Source organism: Lysobacter sp. CCNWLW3 (genome assembly GCF_036697405.1).
Classification (GTDB): Bacteria; Pseudomonadota; Gammaproteobacteria; order Xanthomonadales; family Xanthomonadaceae; genus Lysobacter.
The window spans coordinates 14,585-33,159 of the sequence record NZ_JBAHWA010000009.1 but is presented as its reverse complement, the minus strand read 5'-3'; the positions used below and the strand labels follow the sequence as shown (position 1 = coordinate 33,159).

The following is an 18,575-nucleotide window of genomic DNA, read 5'->3' as shown; positions in this document are numbered from 1 at the left end:
CAGCAAGAGGAATCCGATGTCCCCGCAGGTGCAGTCCTTCCATCATGCCGACACCGGGACCTGGAGCTACCTGGTGGTGGACCCGGGGACGTCGCAGGCCGCGATCGTCGACCCGGTGCTCGACTACGACGCCCGCTCCGGTCGCACCGGCGGCGCATCGGCGCAGGCGATCCTGGACGCCGCGCAGGCCCGCGGCGCCGACGTGCGCTGGCTGCTGGAAACGCATGCGCACGCCGATCACCTCAGCGCCGCGCATTGGCTGAAGCAGCGCCTGCCGCATGCGCGCATCGCGATCGGCCGGCGCATCCGCGAAGTGCAGCGCACCTTCGTGCCGGTGCTGGGCCTGGACGCCAAGATCGAAGCCGACGGCAGCCAGTTCGACCATCTGTTCGAGGACGAGGAAGACTTCGCGATCGGCGACCTGCGCGCGCGCACCATCGCCGTGCCCGGCCACACCCTCGACAGCCTGGCCTATCGCATCGGCGACGCCGTGTTCGTGGGCGATTCGCTGTTCATGCCCGACAGCGGCACCGCGCGCTGCGATTTCCCGGGCGGCGACGCGGCCATGCTGTACGCCTCGATCCGCCACCTGTACGAACTGCCCGACGCCACCCGCGTCTACGTCTGCCACGACTACGGCCCCGGCGGCCGCGCGCCGCTGTGCGAAACCAGCATCGGCGAACAGAAGCGCAGCAACATCCACGTACGCGGCGATACCGGCGAAGCCGACTTCGTGCGCATGCGCGAGGCGCGCGACGCGACCCTGGCCGTACCGGCGCTGATCCTGCCGGCCCTGCAGGTCAACCTGCGCGCGGGCGCGCTGCCCGAGGCCGAGGACAACGGCGTACGCTATCTCAAGATCCCGCTCAACCAACTCTGAGGCCGTCATGCGTCCGATCCGCACGCCGCTCGCGATCGTCTGCCTGTCCCTGAGCCTGGCCTGGTCCCTGGGCGCCGCCGCCGCGGAGCCCGAGAAGAGCGCGCATGCGCATGCCTCCGACCCGCCGCAGCGCATGGCCCCGATCGACGTCGCCCTGGATGCGGCGCGGATCGCGGGCCTGCCGCGCACGACCGTCACCGCCAGCGCGCACGGCAAGACCCTGAGCTGCGAAGGCGTGTCGCTGGCGGCGTTGTTGCGTGCGTCCGGGGCGATGCCGGAAGAACCGCTGCGCGGTGCGCAGCTGGCGCGCGTGGTGGTGGTCTCGGCGCGCGACGGCTACCGCGCCGCCTACTCCCTGGCCGAACTCGACCCCAGCCTGGGCGCGCGCGAGGTGGTGCTGACCGATCGCTGCGACGGCGCCGCCCTCGATGCCGACGACGGCCCCTGGCGCCTGATCGCACCGGGCGAATCGCGGCCCGCGCGCTGGGTGCGTCAGATCGAGTCGATCCGAGTGATCGACGCGCCTTAGGGCTCCTCGCTTTTCGCGTTACGCTGCCGCCGTAGCCCACCGGAGTCCGTCATGCTGCTGTCGCGCCGCCGCTGGCTCGCCGCGTTCTGCGCCTTCGCCCTGCCGGCGAGCGGTGCGTTCGCCGCGCCGCCCAAGCCCGAACCGATCACCGTGTTCGCCGCCGCCAGCCTCAAGGAATCGCTGGACGAAGCCGCGGTCGCCTACGAAGCCCGAACCGGCCAGCCGCTGCGGGTGTCCTACGCCGCCAGCTCGGCGCTGGCGCGCCAGATCGAACAGGGCGCGCCGGCCGACGTGTTCCTGTCCGCCGACCTGGACTGGATGGACTACCTGCAGCAACGCAAGCTGATCGACGCGGCCAGCCGGCGCAACCTGCTCGGCAACAGCCTGGTGCTGATCGCGCCCGAGCACAGCGCGGCCAAACCGCTGAAACTCGAACCCGGGGTCGATCTGCGCCCGCTGCTCGGCGATGGCCGCCTGGCCCTGGCCCTGACCGCGAGCGTGCCGGCCGGCAAGTACGCGCGCGCATCCTTCGAATCGCTGGGCGTGTGGGCGCAATTGCGGCCCAGGGTCGCCGAGGCCGAGAACGTGCGCGCGGCGCTGATGCTGGTCGCGCGCGGCGAGGCGCCGCTGGGCGTGGTCTACGCCAGCGACGCGCGCGCCGAACCGAACGTGCGCGTGTTGGCGACCTTCCCGGCCGCGAGCCACCCGGCCATCGTCTATCCGGTCGCGCGCATCCGCACCAGCGCCCATCCGCAGGCGGCGGCGTTCGTGCGCTGGCTGCAGACCGCGCCCGCCGCGACCCTGTTCCGCCGCCACGGCTTCGCCGTGCTGAAGTAAGCGCGACCGGCGCATGTTCGATTTCAGCCCCGCCGAACTGACCGCGATCGCGCTCAGCCTCAAGGTCGCGAGCGTGGCGGTGCTGCTCAGCCTGCCGCTGGGCGTGGCCATGGGCTGGCTGCTCGCGCGCAAGACCTTCCCCGGCAAGCTGCTGTTCGACGCGATGCTGTACCTGCCGCTGGTGCTGCCGCCGGTGGTCACCGGCTACGTGCTGCTGATCCTGTTCGGCAATCAGGGCCCGATCGGCCGCTTCCTGTCCGAGACCTTCGGCTTCAGCTTCGCGTTCCGCTGGACCGGCGCCGCGTTGGCATGCGCGATCATGGGCTTTCCGCTGATGGTGCGCGCGATCCGGCTCTCGATCGAAGCCGTCGACCGCCGCCTGGAACAGGCCGCGGCCACGCTGGGCGCCAATCCCTGGCGGGTGTTCTTCGGCATGACCTTGCCGCTGGCCCTGCCCGGCGTGATCGCCGGCGCGGTGCTGGCCTTCGCCAAGGCCCTGGGCGAGTTCGGCGCCACCATCACCTTCGTGTCCAATATTCCCGGCGAAACCCAGACCCTGTCGTCGGCGATCTACGGCATGTTGCAGGTGCCCGGCGCCGAGTCCGGGCTGTGGCGGCTGACCGTGGTCGCGGTGGCGATCTCGTTCGCCGCGGTGCTGCTGTCGGAATGGCTGGTGCAGCGCCAGCGCCGCGAGACCCAGGCATGAGCGCGGCGCCGACCCATCTGCTCGATTTCAGCGTGCGCCGCGGCGCCTTCGAGCGCAGCGTGAGCATCCGCAGCGAACGCCGCGTGATCGCCCTGGTCGGCGATTCCGGCGCCGGCAAGACCTCGCTGCTGCACGCCATCGCCGGCCTGCTGCGGCCGCAGCGCGGCCGCATCGAGATCGGCGGGCGCTGCCTGTTCGACGCCGAGGCCGGCATCGACCTGCCCGCGCACCGGCGCCGGATCGGCTACGTGTTCCAGGACGCGCGCCTGTTCCCGCACCTGGACGTGCGCCGCAACCTGCTCTACGGCCTGCGCGGCGAGGCGCGCGCGGCGCCGCGTTTCCAGCTCGATGCGATCGTCGAACTGCTCGGCATCGGCGCGCTGTTGTCGCGTTCCACCGCCGGGCTGTCCGGCGGCGAGATGCAGCGCGTGGCCCTGGGCCGGGCCCTGCTGTCGCAGCCGCAGATCCTGTTGCTGGACGAGCCGCTGTCGATGCTGGACATGAATCGCCGCGACGAACTGCTGCCCTACCTGCAGCGCGTGCGCGACGAGGTCGCCCTGCCGATGATCTACGTCAGTCATTACCCCGACGAAGTGCGGCGCATCGCCGACGAGGTCCACATCGTCGGCGCGTAGCCCGAATCGATGCGCGCCGCCAGGCGGCCGCGATCATTCGTCCGTCACCCGGATCGGATCCAGGGCGACCGCCGACAGGTCGGACGACGCCCCCGCGGTCGGACCGGAAGCGGCGGCGAAATCGACCGGCACCTGCACCCACGACGCCACCGGCCGGCCGTCCTGGGTCGCGGGCTGGAAGCGCCACTTGCGCGCGGCCTCGACGGTGCTGGCGTCGAGCTCGGCATCGCCCGAACTTTGCGCCAGCCGGACCTGCTGCGCGCCGCCGTCGCCGCCGACCTGGATCTCCAGCAGCACGCGCCCGTTGACCTTGCGGCCCTTCGGGTACGGCGGCGGCGACAACGCGCCATACGCCGCGGCGGTCAGCTCCATGGTCTGCGCATGCGGGTTGGCGACCGGCCTCGGCGCGGGTTCGACCACGGCCCGCGGTTCGGCGACGGGTCGCGGCTGGGCGGCGGGCCGCGCATCCGCAGCGGCGCTGACGGTCACCGTCATGTCGATGCCTTGCAGCACTTCGGCGTTGCTCGAACCGCGCACGCTGCCGATGCTGATGCGCGCCGGTTCGCCGTTGCGCACCGTCAGGCGCGGCTGTCCGACCGGCTTTCCGTCGCGTTGCAGCGAGGCCACCAGCAAGGATCGCCCTTCGCCCAGGGGCGATACCCGGCCCTGCAGCGACCACTTCGAACCGCCTTCGTCGCCGCTCACGCCGAAGGGTTGGCCGTAGCGTTCGAGCACACGGAAGCTGCTGGGCTCGCCGCCGTCCAGGCGCACCTCGAACTTCAGCAAGGCATAGCCGTCGGGCAATGCGGCCGCGGCCGGCGCGCGTTGCGGCTGCGCCGACCAGGCGGCCGCGCCGGTAGCGGCGGCCAGCAGGGCGACCAGGGCGGCGCCTGCGATCCAGCGTTTCGGCGATACGTTGGCGTGCTTGAGCATTTCGATCCTCTCCTTGAGCGGATGGCTGTGGCCCCAATGGCAGCCCAGGGGCACGGGGCGCGAGGCCAACTGGGTCTTGAGCATGGCTTCGCCATAGGCGCGACGCGCCTGCGGATGGCGCCGGACCACGCGCTGATCGCAGGACAGTTCCTGGTCGTGGTGGAAGTGGCGCACGGCGTAGTGCAGCAAAGGGTTGAACCAGTAGACGCAGCGCAGCAACGCGACCGCGGCGTTGAGCGCCAGGTCGCCGCGCGCGATGTGCTCGCGCTCGTGGGCGCGCATCAGCGCCTGCTGTTCGACGCTGTAGCGCCGCTCGAAATCCTCGGGCACGACGATGATCGGCCGCAGCAAACCGATCGCCGCCGGCAGGCCGGCCACCGCATCGGCCTGGCGCAGTCCGTCGGCGCGCAGGCGCAGCACGCCCAGCGCGCGCACGAAACGGCGCTGCTGCCAGGCCAACGCGGCCAAGGCCGACAGCGCGCCCGCCAGCCAGACCGCCAGGACCGCGGCGGTCGGCGCGATGCCGCTCGCCTGCGGCGCGGCCATCGCCAGCGGAGTCTGGACCACGGCCTGCACCGGCAAGGCCAGCGGCATGCGCGCGGGCGCGGCCGGCAACAGCACCGCGGCCACGGCCGCCGGCACCAGCGCCCATAACGCATAGGCGGCGGCCGCGCCGAAGCCGCGCCGCAGCGGGCGCCGCAACAGCAGCACCACGGCGATCGCGAAGCTGCTCGCCAGCGCGGTTTCCAACAGCACGGCGGCGATCTCAGCGCTGCTCATCGTCGAGCTCCTCCAGCAGCTTGCGCAGTTCGGCGATGTCCTTGCGGCTGAGCTTGCGCTGCTCGCTGAAATGCGCGACCAGCGGCGCGACGCGGCCGTCGAACAGGCGCTGCAGCAGGCCCTGGCTTTCCTCCAGCACCCAGTCCTCGCGCTTGAGCACCGGCGCGTACAAATACCGACGGCCCTGCTTCTCCGCGCGCACCGCGCCCTTGTTCAAGAGCCGGTTGAGCAGAGTCTTGATGGTCGCCTCCTGCCAGTCCTGGCGCTGGGCCAGGGCCGCGACCACGTCCTCGGCGGCGAGCGGATGCTCGCGCCAGAGCACGTCCATCACCACCGATTCGGCTTCGCTGATCTGCATCGTTTACATCCGTAATTTTTCCTGAGATTACACCCGTAATCGCCCATGTCAAGCCTACCGCCGCGCCGATGCGATACTGCGGCCATGACCGCACCCGCCCGCTACGAACGCGTCGACGACGCCGTCGATTTCCTGCTGTCCCGCATCCAGGGCCCGCTGCACCTGGGCGCGCCGCTGGGCCTGGGCAAGCCGCATCGCCTGTTGAACGCGATCTACGCACGCGTCCAGGCCGAGCCCTCGCGAATGCTGCACCTGTACACCGCGCTGTCGCTGGATCCGCCCGGCGCCGGCCAGGGCCTGGAGGGGCGCTTCGTCGCGCCGTTCGCGAGCCGACACTTCGGCGACGACTTTCCGCGCCTGAGCTACGTGGCCGCGCTCAAGCGCGACGCCCTGCCCGCGAACGTCGAGATCGAGGAGTTCTATCTGCAGTCCGGCGCGCTGCTGCATTCGCCGCCGGCGCAGCAACGCTACGCCAGCCTCAATTACACGCATGTCGCGCGCGCGCTCGCCGACCGCGGCGTCAATGCGATCGTGCAGAAGGTCGCGCGCCGCGACGGCGATAGCCGCCTGTCGCTGTCGTGCAATACCGACCTGACCCAGGACGCGGTCGACGCGATCGTCGCGCGCGGCCTGCCGCGGCCGCTGCTGATCGCCGAGGTCGACCCGGAACTGCCGTGGCTGGGCGGCAGCGCCACCGTTGCCGAGGACTACTTCGACGTGGTGCTGACCCCGCCCGGCCCGCACCCAAAACTGTTCGGCCTGCCGCGCCAGCCGGTCACCGACGCCGACTATGCGATCGGCTTCTACGCCAGCACCCTGGTGCGCGACGGCGGCACCCTGCAGATCGGCATCGGCGCGCTCGCCGACGCGCTCTGCCATGCGCTGGCGCTGCGCCACGCCGACAACGCCGGCTACCGGCGCGTGCTGGCGGCGCTGGATCCGGCCCTGGCCGCGCGCGAGGACCTGGCGCCGTTCGCGATCGGCCTGTACGGCTGCAGCGAGATGATCAACGAAGGCTTCCGGCGCCTGGTCGAAGTCGGGGTGATCCGGCGCAAGGTGGTCGACGACGAAGCGCTGATGCGGCGCCTCGCCGACGGCAGCGCCGACGAGGCCGACCGCGCCGCCCTGGAGCGCGACGGCGAGTACCTGCACGGCGGTTTCTACCTGGGCTCGCCCGAGTTCTACGACTGGCTGCGCCACCTGCCCGAGGACCAGCGCCGCGGCATCGGCATGCGTCGCATCAGCGAGGTCAACGAGCTCTACGGCGGCCATGAAGCGCTGGAGCGCCTGCAACGCCGCGACGCGCGCTTCTTCAACACCTGCATGATGGCGACCGCGCTGGGCGCGGCGGTGTCCGACGGCCTCGCCGACGGCCGGGTCGTGTCGGGCGTGGGCGGCCAGTACAACTTCGTCGCCATGGCCCACGCCCTGCCCGACGCGCGCTCGGTGCTGATGCTGCGCGCGACCCGCGACGCCGACGGCGCGAACCGTTCCAACCTGGTCTGGAACTACGGCCACACCACCATCCCGCGCCACCTGCGCGATATCTACATCAGCGAGTACGGCATCGCCGACCTGCGCGGACGGGCCGACGAGGACTGCGTGCTGGCGATGGCCGCGATCGCCGATGCGCGCTACCGCGACGGCCTGCTCGACACCGCGCGCCGCGAGGGCAAGCTGGGCGCGGACCGGCGCTTGGCCGCGCCGACGCGGCGCAACGCGCCCGAGCAGCTGCGCCAGGCGCTGGCGCCGCTGCGTCGCGACGGCCTGCTGCCCGACTACCCGCTGGGCAGCGATTTCACCGCGGTCGAGCAACGCCTGGTGCGTGCGCTGGGCTGGCTCAAGGCCGCCACCGCCAGCCGCGGCGGCAAGCTGGCCACGATCGCGCGCGCCCTGGCCGGCGCGCGCGGCGACGACGCCGAGGCCCTGGCGCGCATGGACCTGGCCGCTCCCGCCGGCCTGGGCGAGCGCCTGCTGGCGCGCCTGCTGGCGCTGGCCCTGCGCGAGACCCGCGCGCCCTGAGCCCGGCCGGTTTCGGCGCCGAGGCGCCAAGACGATGCGCAGCCCGCGCCGAACGACGCTTATACTCAAGCCACGGACCAGGCTCGGGGGAGCGCGTCGCGGATGTCGTCCGATAACGTCTACAAGCATTTCTATCGCACCGTACGCCTGGGCGCAGCCGAGCTCAGCGACGACGGCGGCCCGTTCGGTTTCGACGTCACCACGGCGCTGGAATTCGATTACCTGATCGAACGCTACCAATGCGACGCGATCATCGAGACCGGCTCCAACGTCGGCGACACCACCGAATATCTCGCGCGCGCCTATCCGCACCTCAACATCGTCACCTGCGACGTGGTCGACCGCTATGTCGACGTGGTCCAGCGCCGGGTCGGCTTCATGCCGCACACCCATGTCGAGAAGCTGGATTCGCCGGACCTGATCGCCAAGTTCCGCGACCAGTTCCGCTGCCCGCTGTACTACCTGGACGCGCACTGGTACGACGCCTGGCCGCTGGAACGCGAGCTGGCGCTGATCGAGAACGGCGTGGTCTGCGTCGACGACTTCAACATCGGCCATCCGCGCTTCGGCTTCGACCGCTACAACGACGTCGAGTGCGGGCCGCAAATGCTGAGCCGCTACATCGACAAGATTCCGGCCTACTACACCAACAACCCCGAGGCCCAGCACGAGCTGCCCTGCCTGCAGCCCGGGCGCCGCGGCGGCAAGGCCTATTTCGCGATCGGCCAACGCCACGACCACATGCGCCACCACCGCTACTTCAAGCGTTACGACACGCCGCGTCCGCCGGCCTCCTGAAGCGGCCAAGCCGGCGCCGCCGTCCACGGCGCCGCAGGATCACGCTCGCGTTCATCCTGCCCGCGCGATCATGGCGGGGTCGGCGCTTGAAACTCGCGGCCGGCCGCGCGGTCCAATCCCCTGCCGACCGTCGCGACCTGCAGGGCGCGCGGCGGCCGCAACCGTAACCAGGACGAGCAAGGCATGTCGAAGAGGTGGCTGTTCGCATCGGGTCTGCTGGCGCTGTGCCTGGCGGCCGTGGCCTGCCAGCGGACGGCGGACGGCGACGATGCGAGGCCCGGGGCCGAGGCGGTCACCATCGGCGACCAGTCCGGCGACCGTCCCGCCGCGCCCGCCAACGTCCGGCCGCCGGGCAAGACGGATTCGCTCAAGGGCACCTACTGGCCGCCGGCCAAGCTCGACTCCGGCGAAGCCTCGATCAGCTGCGAGTACGACTACGCCAAGCACGGCGACGGCGAAGCGCTGACCTCACTGGAGTTCTTCAGCCTGGTCGACGCGCTGCGCGACTGCCAGCCGCAGGGCATGGTGCGGGTGCGCTACCGCGGCAAGATCGGCGCCGGCTTCACCGCCCTGATCCAACGCGTGGCGGCGATGGCCGACCGCATGGAGATCCCGACCCGCATCCTCGACCTGGACTCGACCGGCGGCCACGTCGAGGAAGCGATCCGCGCCGGCGACTCGATCGCCGAGTCGCATTGGGCGATCTGGATCCGCGACGACTCGCAATGCCACAGCGCCTGCGTGCTGGTCCTGGCCGCGGGCGATACCCGTTCGATTTCGGGCAAGGTCGGCATCCACCGCCTGATCCGCGACCGCTCCACCGCCACCTCGCGCGCCGAACTCAGCGCCGAGCTCAAGGCGATCAACAGCCAGGTGCGCGATTACCTGGAACGCAACGGCGTCGCCACCGCGGTGGCCGACCAGATGATGACGGTGGCCAACCGCGACCTGCGCATCCTCAGTGAGGCCGAGCTCAAGGAGTACGGCCTGGCCGGCACCAACGCCGCCCAGGACGACCTGGACCGGATCAGGGTCGGGCGCAAATGCGGCGAGGACTTCATGCGCCGCCGCGATGCGTTCCGGCGCGATTTCGACAAGCAATGCATGCAGGTCGGCCAGGCCTTCCAGGCCATGGCCGAATGCGGGCTGACCCTGCGCCAGCGCTACGGTTTCCCCGACGCGCGCTGCGCGCAGGACAGCCCCATGTCCGAGTACGACCGCTACCCCGGCCGGCTCGAGACCGACGAGCCGCCGCAACGCGTCACCGTGCGCGGCGAACGGCCCGCCGGCTGATCGCGGCCGCGGGGCGGCGCGCGATCCCCCTGACGATTACAGCTGCGTGCAATCGGTCCAGCCGGCGGCGTAGGCGGCGGTCGCCTGCGCGAGCAGCGCGGTGTGGCAGCTCTCGTACGAAGTGCCGTAGACGTCGTGGCCGGTGCGGAAGGTGGTGCCGACCTCGCCGATGTGTTCGATGCCGTCGCCCCACACGGTGTACTCGGTGTAGTAGCTGCCGCGCCAGTTGCCGGTGCCGACCGGATCGTCGCGGTCGTGGACGACCCGGCCGGGGACGCCGTTGGCGGCGACGGCGGGATCGGCGGCGAGGCTGGCGCCGAGCAGCACGGTGGTCATCAGGGCCAGGTTGAACAGCTTGAGCTTCATATCGATCTCCAGGTGGGACCGCCGTGGCGACGGCGGTTGGACGGTGCGGGTCGCGGGGCCAGCGGCGCGATCGCGGGGATCGCGGCTGACCGGGCCGGATCACGCTAGGAGCGGTCGTGCCGCGCGGCCAGTACGCGCACGGGATCAAACCGGACCGCGGCGGGAAGGAATCGCCCCGATGCGTCGAAGAATCAATCGCTTGGCGCGGATTCGTACCCCGTTTGTGCCCCCGAAACCGTTGGAGCCGCGGACCGGGCCGCGCCTACACTGAGCGGGTCATCCACACCCATGATCGAGCCATGACGCGCCATACGCTGCCCTGCCTGCTCGGCCTGAGCCTGCTGTTCGCCACCTGCGCCCAGGCCCACGATCCCTTGGCCAAGAACAAGAACTGGTGCCTGGATCCGAACACCTCGCCCAAGATCGTCAGCAGCTTCAGCCTGTCGCCGCTGGCGCTGGCGCAGTACCGCAGCGAGCACGCCCCGCTGCTGGGCGAGAGCGGCGCCAGCTACTGCGTGCCGGAGAAGACCTGCGGCATCGTCGACGAGTGGTACTGGGCCAACCAAGCCGCGCACGACCAGTGCTCGGCGCTGGGCGTCAAATCCACGGATGCCTCCGGCCAGCAGCCCGTGCCGTTCGTGCAGAGTCCGGCCGATTTCGATCCGGACAACGGCTCGCACCACGACCTGTACCGCTTCAAGGACGGCAACCTGCAGGGCGTGTGCGTGGTCTGCGTCGACAACCGGGTCGAGGCCGAGCCGCTGCTGACGGATCGCTGAGACCGGCGCCGAAGACAGCGCTCAAACCAGGGCGCGGCGGCGGGTATAGGCCAGCGCCGCGTCGACCCGGCGCTGCAGGTCCTCGCGCTCGGGCGCCGACAGGGCGCAGTGGCTGAGCACGTAGTAGGCCGAGCGCAGTACGTCGCGCCAGCGCGGCCGCTGCGGCAGCCGCGACAGGGTGAGGTAGCGTTCCATCGCGCGCACACGCAGGCGGCCGTCGTCGACGGTGATGCGCCAGATGCGGCTCTTCTCCGCCAGCTCCAGGCGGCTGCTGCCGGTGCTGCGCTCCCAGGTCTCGACCACCGCCAGCATCAGTTCCACCAGCGCGCGCCGGAAATCCTCGCGCATGCGCGCGTCGTGGGCGGAGTCCTCGGGGTTGGTCGCGACCTGCGCGAACGCGGCCAGCGCGGGCGCGCTCGCGGAGTCCTCGCGCAGCCCGAGCACGATCAGGCCGTCGCCGCGCTGCCAGGGCGTGAGCTGGGCCTGCAGGCGGACCGCGCCGTCGCGGCGCGCGCAGGCCAGGGTCTGTTCGCTGGCGTCTTCCATGCGTTCCAGCGCCGCCGTCCAGGCCTCGCGATCGGCCTCGGCCAGATGGTCGGCCAGGGCCTGGCCCACCGGCGACAGGGCGTCGGCATCGAGCAGCTCGCAAGCGGCGCGGTTGGCGGCCAGCACCTGGCCCTCGGCGTCGACCAGGCAGACCGCGTCCTGGCGGCTGTCGAGCAAGGCCTGCAGCAGGCTGCGATCCTCGGCCAAGGCATCGGCTTCGCGGCGGTAGCGCGCCAGCGCCTCTTCCTCGCGCACCTGGCGCGCGGCGTCCAGCAGGCGCGCGCGCTGGCGCCGGCGCATCCACAGCAGACCCAGCGCCAGCGCCGCGGCCAGGCTCGCGGCCAGGGTCAACCACAGCAGCAAAGTGCGCTGGCGCAGTTCGCCGCGGCGCAACCGGTTCTCGGTTTCCAGCGCGGCGATGGTGCGGTCGCGCTCGGCGGTTTCGAAGCGGGTGCGCAGCCAGCCCAGCTGGCGGTCCTGCTGGGCGCGGCTGAGCACGCGCTCGCGTTCGTGCGCACTGCGCAGGGTCGCGATCGCGGCGCCGCGGTCGCCCGCGGCCTCCTGCGCCAGCGACAGTTCCTCCAGCAGCGCGATGCGCTCCACGCTTCCGTCGGGCAGCGCCGCGAGCGCGTCGCGCAGGCGTTGCGCGGCCGCATCGGCGCGGCCTTCCAGGCGTTCGCTGCGCGCGACCTGCAGCTGCAGACCGGCCGGCGGATCGAGCTTGTGCTCGCCGGCGATCGCGAATGCGGCCTGCCGCCATAGCCGCGCCTGCGCGAGGTCGGCGCGCGACAGCGCGGTGCGCATCAGCCCGGCGTAGACGCGCAATTCGTAAGCGCGGTTGCCGGCCTGGCGATAGGTCTGCAAGGCCTCGCGCAACCAGCGCTGCGCCTGCGCGGCGTCGCCGCGGTCCAGGCTGAGTTCGGCCAGGCTTTCCAGCACGTGCCCGGCTTCGACGCGGTTGTCCTGGGCGCGGAACGCCGCCAGGGCCTGACGGTAGTGATGGATCGCCTCGTCGGGGTCGTCGAGTTCGCGGTAGACGTCGGCGATGTTGTTGAGCACGGCGCCGCCGACTTCGCCCTGGTCGCGCTGCATGCGCAGGCTCTCGGTCAGGCTGCGCAGGGCGCCGCGAAAATCGCCGAGCCGGCGCAGCGCGCTGCCGACGTTCTTGAGATCGCGCGCGATCGCGCTGCGGTCCTCCTGCGCGCTGGACAGCTTGAGCGCGCATTCGAAGCGGGCCAAGGCCTCGGGTATGCGTTCGCGCCGATAGGCGAGCACGCCGCGCTGGCGCACCAGTTCGTAATGCAAGGCCCCGTCGGGATCGCGGCCTATCGTCGCCTCGGTGCAGTCCAGGGCCTGTTCGGCCTCGTCGAAGCGGCCGCCGCCGATGCGTTCGCGCGCCTGCGCGAGCAGGGCCTGGGCGGCGCCGGTGGGGGTGGCGGCGGTCTGCGCGTCCAGGCCGAGCCGGTTGGCGCAGGCCGCCGGATCCGGCAGCGCGCGCGAGGGACCGGCGTCGCACAGGATGCGCGGAGGCGCCGCCAGCGCTAGGCCGGCAGCGAAGCATGATCCGATCGCGCAGGCCGCGGCCAGGGAGAGGCCGCGGCGCCGCCCTGTCGGCGGCGGTGCGGCCGGTCCCTGCGCCGGGCCCGCGATCAAGCGGCGCGTCCCGGCACGGCGGCCATCGTCCGCGCGGCTCGCGTCGCGCGCGCCGCGTGCGGCGTGTCGGGTGCCGGCAGCCTCATCGGCGCGGCCCCTGGGCTCAGGCCAGCGCCTTCGCCGCGGCGACCACGCGCTCGACCGTAAAGCCGAAGTGCGGGAACAGGGCCTCGGCCGGCGCCGAGGCGCCGAAGCCGTCGATGCCGATCACGGCGCCGTCCAGGCCGACGTACTTGCGCCAGAAATCGCTGACGCCGGCTTCGATCGCGACGCGCCTGCGCACCGCGTTGGGCAGCACGGATTCGCGGTAGTCGGCGCCCTGGCGGTCGAAGACGTCGCTGCACGGCATCGACACCACGCGCACCTTCGCGCCTTCGGCGGCGAGCGCGTCGGCGGCCTGGGTGGCCAGGCCGACCTCCGAACCGGTGGCGATCAGGATCAGCTCGGGCGTGCCGTCGCTGTCGCGCAGCACGTAGCCGCCGCGCGCGATCTGCTTGAGCTGCTCGTCGCTGCGCGGCTGGTGGGTCAGGTTCTGACGCGAGAAGATCAGGCAGCTCGGGCCGTCCTTGCGCTCGATCGCGGCGCGCCAGGAGGTCGCCGACTCGACCGCATCGCAGGGGCGCCAGACGTCGTTGTGCGGAATGTAGCGCAGGCTGGCCAGATGCTCGATCGGCTGGTGAGTGGGGCCGTCCTCGCCCAGGCCGATCGAGTCGTGGGTGTAGACGTGGATCGCGTGCGCGCCCATCAGCGCGCTCATGCGCACGGCGTTGCGCGCGTAGTCGCTGAACACCAGGAAGGTGGCGTCGTAGGGAATGAAACCGCCGTGCAGGCTCAGGCCGTTGCTGATCGCGGTCATCGCGAATTCGCGCACGCCGAAGTAGATGTAGTTGGCGTTGGGGTCGTCGCTGGCGACCGACTTGCTGCCCTTCCACAGGGTCAGGTTGGAATGGGCGAGGTCGGCCGAACCGCCGATCAGTTCCGGCAACAGCGGCGCGAAGGTTTCGATCGCCATCTGCGAGGCCTTGCGCGAGGCGATGGTCTGGCCGTCGGCCTGCAGCTTGGCGATGTAGGCGTCGGCGTCGGCGGCGAAGCTTGCCGGCAGTTCCGCGTGCGAACGGCGCACCAGCTCGGCCGACTCGTCCGGGTACTGCGCGGCGTAGGCGTCGAACAGGCGGTTCCACTGGTCCTCGCGCACCTGGCCGGTGCTGCGCGAACGCCAGCCGTCGTAGATCGGCTCGGGGATCTCGAACGCCGGGTGCGGCCACTGCAGGGCCTCGCGGGTGGCGACGACTTCGTCCTTGCCCAGCGGCGCGCCGTGCGAGGATTCCTTGCCGGCCTTGGCCGGCGAGCCGAAACCGATGGTGGTGCGGCAGCAGATCAGGGTCGGCTTGTCGTTCTTCGACATCGCGGTGTCGATGGCGGTCTTGATCTCGACCGGATCGTGGCCGTCGACGTTGCGGATCACGCGCCAGCCGTAGGCCTCGAAGCGGGCCGGGGTGTCGTCGGTGAACCAGCCGTCGGTGTTGCCGTCGATCGAGATCTTGTTGTCGTCCCAGAACGCGACCAGCTTGCCCAGGCCCCAGGTGCCGGCCAGCGAGGCGGCTTCGTGCGAGATGCCTTCCATCAGGCAGCCGTCGCCCATGAACACCCAGGTGCGGTGATCGACCACGGCCAGCTCGGGACGGTTGAAACGCTGCGCCAGCAGCTTCTCGGCCAGGGCCATGCCGACCGCGTTGGCGAAGCCCTGCCCGAGCGGGCCGGTGGTGGTTTCCACGCCCGGCGTCATGAAGTTCTCGGGATGGCCCGGGGTCTTGGACTCGAGCTGGCGGAAGCGCTTGAGCTCCTCGATCGACAGGTCGTAGCCGGACAGGTGCAGCAGCGCGTACTGCAGCATCGAACCATGACCGTTGGAGAGAATGAAGCGGTCGCGGTTGAACCACTTCGGATTGTTCGGATTGTGGTTGAGGTAATCGTTCCAGAGCACTTCGGCGATGTCGGCCATGCCCATCGGCATGCCCGGATGACCGGAGTTGGCGGCCTGCACCGCGTCGATGGCGAGGAATCGGATGGCGTTGGCGAGGTCGCGGCGGCTGGGCGTCGTCATGGCGTCGGGCACGGGGTCTTCTGGAGGCGGGAGGCGGCCGCGCGAGCGGCTGGACCAGCCGGGCGGACGCGCCATTGTCCCATCCGCGCGCCGCCCTGTCGCGCCGAATCGGCGCCGCCGGGGCCCCGGAAACGGCAAAGCCCGCCGTGGCGGGCTTTGCGGCGTGCGAAGGCGGCTGGGCTCAGTCGGCCAGGCGCTCGGCCGGCGGATCGCTCTCGCCGCGCGACACCACCGCGGCCACGGCCAGGTCGCCGGTCACGTTCAGGGTGGTCCGGCACATGTCCAGGAAATGGTTCACGCCCAGGATCAGGCCGATGCCTTCCGGCGGCACCCCGACCATGCCGCAGATCAAGGCGATCACCGGCAGCGAACCGGAGGGCACGCCGGCCGTGCCGATGCCGCCCAGGATGCAGACGAACATCACCGTGATCTGCTGGGCCAGGCTCAGCTCGACGCCGAAGAACTGGGCCAGGAAGATCACCGTCACGCCCTCGAACAGCGCGGTGCCGTTCTGATTGGCGGTGGCGCCCACGGTCAGCACGAAGCGCGACACCCGCCGCGGCAGGCCGATCTCGTCGGCCACGCGCAGCGCGGTCGGCAGGCTGGCGTTGCTGGACGCGGTGGAGAACGCCAGCAGCATCAGCTCCTGGGCGCCGCGGAAGAATTTCAGCGGCGACCAGCCGCCGAGGAAACGCAGCGCCAGCGAATAGGTCACGAACAGGTGCAGGGCCAGCGCCGCCACCACCACCACCACGTAGCTGGCGAGCTTGGCCAGCAGGTCGGCCCCGAACACCACCGTCATGTTGAACATCAGGCAGAACACCGCGTACGGCGCCAGGCGGATGACTAGGCCGATCAGGGTCATCGACACCTCGAACAGGCCCTGGATGCCGCGCTTGAGCGTGTCCACGGCCTCCGAACGGGTCAGCACCATGCCGATGCCGACCATCAGGGCGAAGAACATCACCGCCAGGATGGTGTTCTCGGCCGCGGCCTTGACCACGTTGTCGGGCACGATGGCCAGCAGCATGTCCATGCCCTTGGGCTGGCTGCCGACATCGCTGACGATGGCCTTGGCGCGCTCGGCGTTCTCGGCCAGCAACTGCTGCGCCAGGGCGGGGTCCACGCCGGCGCCGGGCTGGACCCAGTTCACCAGCAGCAGGCCGATCGCGACCGCGATGGCCGACATCAGCACCGTGAAGGCGAGCGTGCGCCAACCGATGCGGCCGAAGGCGCGCACGTCGCCCATCTCCGACACGCCGATCACCAGCGCCGAGAACAGCAGCGGGATCACCAGCATGAAGATCAGGCGCAGGAAGACCGTCGCCAGCGGCTGGGTGACGTAGGTCGTGAGGGTCTTGACCCAGCCCGCGTCGCCGCCGACGCCGTAGTGCACCAGCAGGCCCAACGCGAGGCCGGCCGCGAAACCGATCGCCATCTTCCAGTGCAACGGCAGCTTCTTGGGCTTGGCGCCGCCGGCCCCGGTCATCGCTTCGGTCATCTGCGTACTCCCCGACTTGAACCCGCGGAGCTTAGCAAACCTGCCCGATCCGGCCCGCGCCGCCTTGGCTGAATCGCGAAATCGAAGGAAACCGCCGGCGCGAACAGGCCATTGCGCCGATAGCGGCGCCGCTGCTCCCGGCTAAGCCGGCGGGTACAGCGGCGGCAAGGGCGAGCGTTCCGCCGCCGCGACCGCGCGCCAACGCGGGCCTTGGGCGAACGCGGCGCGCAGTTGCGCGCGCGCGCCGGGGCCGTCGCCGCCGGCCCAGCGCGCGCGTTGCATGGCCTGCAAGGCCGCGCGCTGGGCGGGATCGTCCAGGCGCCCGATCAGCTCGTCGACATCGGCCGCGGGCGGTTGCGCGAGCGCACACAGCGCGGCCGCGACCTCGCCGAAATCGCCGCTGTCCAATACCTGTTTGAGCGAACCGCGCCGGCCCGCGCTCGGCACCGGCGCCGCAGTACCCTCGCCCGCGGCCGCCGGCAGCGCGGCCGCCGCGGCGCGCGCCGGCGCCGGATGCGCGCGCAGCTGCAGGGCCCAGACCAGGGTCGCCAGCCATAGCGCCGCGAACACCAGTGCCGCCAGCGCCCACCAGCGCGCGGCCGGGTCCTGCGCGATCGCCGCGATCGGCGAGGCGGTGGCGCCGGCCTTGGCGTCGGCGGCCGGCGCCGGCAGCGGCGCCGGGGTGGAACCGTCGGCGGCCGCGATCTTCCAGCTCAGCGCCGGCAACTGCGCGCTGCGTGCGCTGCCGCTGCCCACGTCCCACCAGGCCAGGCGCAGGCCGTCCAGGCGCGCGTCGCCGGTGCGCGAGGGCACCAGCGAGAATTTGCGCGTGAGCTTGACCCGCGGCCGGCCGTTGACGAAGTTCTCGTCCGACTGCAGCGGTTCGGCGAACACCTGCACGCCGTCGATCGGCGGCAGTTGCAGCTCCGGCAGCTGCGCCGCGGTGGCGCCATCGGCGCTGGCCTCGATGGTCAGGGTCGCGGCGCTGCCGGCGCGCAGGTCCTGCGGCGCGGATTGGTAGCGCAGCTGCAGATCGCGCAGCGGCAGCCAGGGCTGCGGCGCGTTGGCCGGCATCGCCCGCACCTGCAGGCGCTTGGCGGCGGCGGCGGTGCGCAGGCTGTCGCCGTTGCTGCCGAACATGTCCTCGAAGAAGCTGGGCGCGCCGCGGCCCTCGAAGCGCGCGCCCGGCACCGTCACCTCGCCGCTGCGCTCGGGCACCAGCAGGTAGCGGCGCTCGACCACGTTGTAGCGGCGCCCGCCGAGTTCGCGCGAATACTGCGCATCGTCGCCGACGCGCTGGAACGAGGCCCCTTCCGGCGCCGGCTGATCGAGCTGGCCGGCCACGATCGGCACCGCCGAATACAGGCGCACCACCCAGCCCACCGCCTGCTGCACGTAGGGATCGGCGTCGTCGGCCTCGCTCTCGATGAACACGTCGTCGCCGGCGCGCGCCGGCGCGCGCGCGGCCACCGGCGCGACCACCAGGGTCAGCGGCGAGGTGCGCTCGCCGCCCACGCTCAGCGGCGGCACGGTCAGGCGCCCGTCGCGGCGCGGGCGCAACGCCACGCCGTACAGCGAGCGGGTGACGAACTGGCCGTTGCTGCGCTCGAAGGAACGCCGGCTGGTGTTGTTGCTGACCTCGAAGTCCTTGTTCAGCGGCGAATAGTCGGGGCCGGCGCCGCTGAGCGAGGTCGTTTCGATGTTGAGGGTGACGGTTTCGCCGGCGTTGACGGTGTCGCGGTCCAGCCAGGCGCGCGGTTGCGCGAGCGCGCCGAAACTGACGGCGCTCAACAGCAGCCACAGCGCGAACGCGGCGGCGGTGCGGACGTGGGCGGATGGCATGCGCGGCATCGCG

At 71.6% G+C, this 18,575-nt stretch carries 16 protein-coding genes; 9 read left to right on the top strand and 7 right to left on the bottom strand.

Translation table 11 applies throughout. The features are described 5' to 3' along the window. The first annotated feature begins 16 nt into the window (after window positions 1–16). From V1318_RS14800 to V1318_RS14780, 5 genes are read left to right on the top strand one after another with little or no spacing between them, the layout of a single operon-like run. Window positions 17–880 (top strand): MBL fold metallo-hydrolase, encoded by an 864-nt coding sequence (locus tag V1318_RS14800; protein ID WP_332940476.1) that lies wholly within the window; start codon window positions 17–19, stop codon window positions 878–880. A 7-nt stretch (window positions 881–887) separates the two neighbouring features. Then, window positions 888–1,409, top strand: a complete 522-nt coding sequence (locus tag V1318_RS14795) for a hypothetical protein (protein WP_332940475.1) — start codon at window positions 888–890, stop codon at window positions 1,407–1,409. A 51-nt stretch (window positions 1,410–1,460) separates the two neighbouring features. Next, complete coding sequence (gene modA, locus V1318_RS14790) at window positions 1,461–2,246, top strand: molybdate ABC transporter substrate-binding protein (RefSeq protein ID WP_332940474.1); 786 nt, start codon at window positions 1,461–1,463, stop codon at window positions 2,244–2,246. 13 nt (window positions 2,247–2,259) lie between these two features. Beyond that, window positions 2,260–2,952 (top strand): molybdate ABC transporter permease subunit, encoded by a 693-nt coding sequence (gene modB, locus V1318_RS14785; protein ID WP_332940473.1) that lies wholly within the window; start codon window positions 2,260–2,262, stop codon window positions 2,950–2,952. Further along, window positions 2,949–3,587, top strand: a complete 639-nt coding sequence (locus tag V1318_RS14780; RefSeq protein WP_332940472.1) for an ATP-binding cassette domain-containing protein — start codon at window positions 2,949–2,951, stop codon at window positions 3,585–3,587. Before modB ends, V1318_RS14780 begins: the two co-directional genes overlap by 4 nt. A gap of 33 nt (window positions 3,588–3,620) precedes the next feature. Here the strand turns inward: V1318_RS14780 and V1318_RS14775 are convergent, their stop codons facing one another. Together V1318_RS14775 and V1318_RS14770 are read right to left on the bottom strand one after the other, a co-directional pair. Next, entirely contained in the window at window positions 3,621–5,300 is a 1,680-nt protein-coding gene (locus V1318_RS14775) for a TonB family protein (RefSeq protein ID WP_332940471.1), read from the bottom strand. Then, window positions 5,287–5,658 (bottom strand): BlaI/MecI/CopY family transcriptional regulator, encoded by a 372-nt coding sequence (locus V1318_RS14770; RefSeq protein ID WP_056179358.1) that lies wholly within the window; start codon window positions 5,656–5,658, stop codon window positions 5,287–5,289. The genes V1318_RS14775 and V1318_RS14770 overlap by 14 nt, the downstream gene beginning before the upstream one ends. 84 nt (window positions 5,659–5,742) lie before the next feature. Here V1318_RS14770 and V1318_RS14765 point away from each other — a divergent pair, with 84 nt between their 5' ends. From V1318_RS14765 to V1318_RS14755, 3 genes are all read left to right on the top strand, one after another. After that, window positions 5,743–7,680 (top strand): acetyl-CoA hydrolase/transferase C-terminal domain-containing protein, encoded by a 1,938-nt coding sequence (locus V1318_RS14765; RefSeq protein WP_332940470.1) that lies wholly within the window; start codon window positions 5,743–5,745, stop codon window positions 7,678–7,680. 102 nt (window positions 7,681–7,782) lie between these two features. Beyond that, a complete protein-coding gene (locus tag V1318_RS14760) occupies window positions 7,783–8,478 on the top strand; it encodes a hypothetical protein (RefSeq protein ID WP_332940469.1) in 696 nt (231 codons plus the stop codon). A gap of 183 nt (window positions 8,479–8,661) precedes the next feature. Beyond that, a complete protein-coding gene (locus V1318_RS14755; RefSeq protein ID WP_332940468.1) occupies window positions 8,662–9,771 on the top strand; it encodes a hypothetical protein in 1,110 nt (369 codons plus the stop codon). 36 nt (window positions 9,772–9,807) lie between these two features. On the opposite strand, the gene V1318_RS14750 is transcribed toward V1318_RS14755, so the two are convergent. Beyond that, window positions 9,808–10,137: a hypothetical protein gene (locus V1318_RS14750; protein WP_332940467.1), complete on the bottom strand. Its 330-nt coding sequence runs from the start codon at window positions 10,135–10,137 to the stop codon at window positions 9,808–9,810. A gap of 299 nt (window positions 10,138–10,436) precedes the next feature. On the opposite strand from V1318_RS14750, the gene V1318_RS14745 reads away from it, so the two are divergent. Then, window positions 10,437–10,916 (top strand): hypothetical protein, encoded by a 480-nt coding sequence (locus V1318_RS14745; protein ID WP_332940466.1) that lies wholly within the window; start codon window positions 10,437–10,439, stop codon window positions 10,914–10,916. 21 nt (window positions 10,917–10,937) lie between these two features. Here the strand turns inward: V1318_RS14745 and V1318_RS14740 are convergent, their stop codons facing one another. The 4 genes from V1318_RS14740 to V1318_RS14725 form a co-directional block, all read right to left on the bottom strand. Then, a complete protein-coding gene (locus tag V1318_RS14740; RefSeq protein ID WP_332940465.1) occupies window positions 10,938–13,115 on the bottom strand; it encodes a tetratricopeptide repeat protein in 2,178 nt (725 codons plus the stop codon). A 103-nt stretch (window positions 13,116–13,218) separates the two neighbouring features. Beyond that, the gene (tkt, locus tag V1318_RS14735; protein WP_332940557.1) at window positions 13,219–15,219 is read right to left on the bottom strand and encodes a transketolase; all 2,001 of its coding nucleotides are present in this window, start codon (window positions 15,217–15,219) and stop codon (window positions 13,219–13,221) included. A 181-nt stretch (window positions 15,220–15,400) separates the two neighbouring features. Beyond that, entirely contained in the window at window positions 15,401–16,708 is a 1,308-nt protein-coding gene (locus tag V1318_RS14730; RefSeq protein ID WP_332940556.1) for a dicarboxylate/amino acid:cation symporter, read from the bottom strand. A gap of 153 nt (window positions 16,709–16,861) precedes the next feature. Beyond that, window positions 16,862–18,562 (bottom strand): BatD family protein, encoded by a 1,701-nt coding sequence (locus V1318_RS14725; protein WP_332940464.1) that lies wholly within the window; start codon window positions 18,560–18,562, stop codon window positions 16,862–16,864. Window positions 18,563–18,575: the final 13 nt, after the last annotated feature.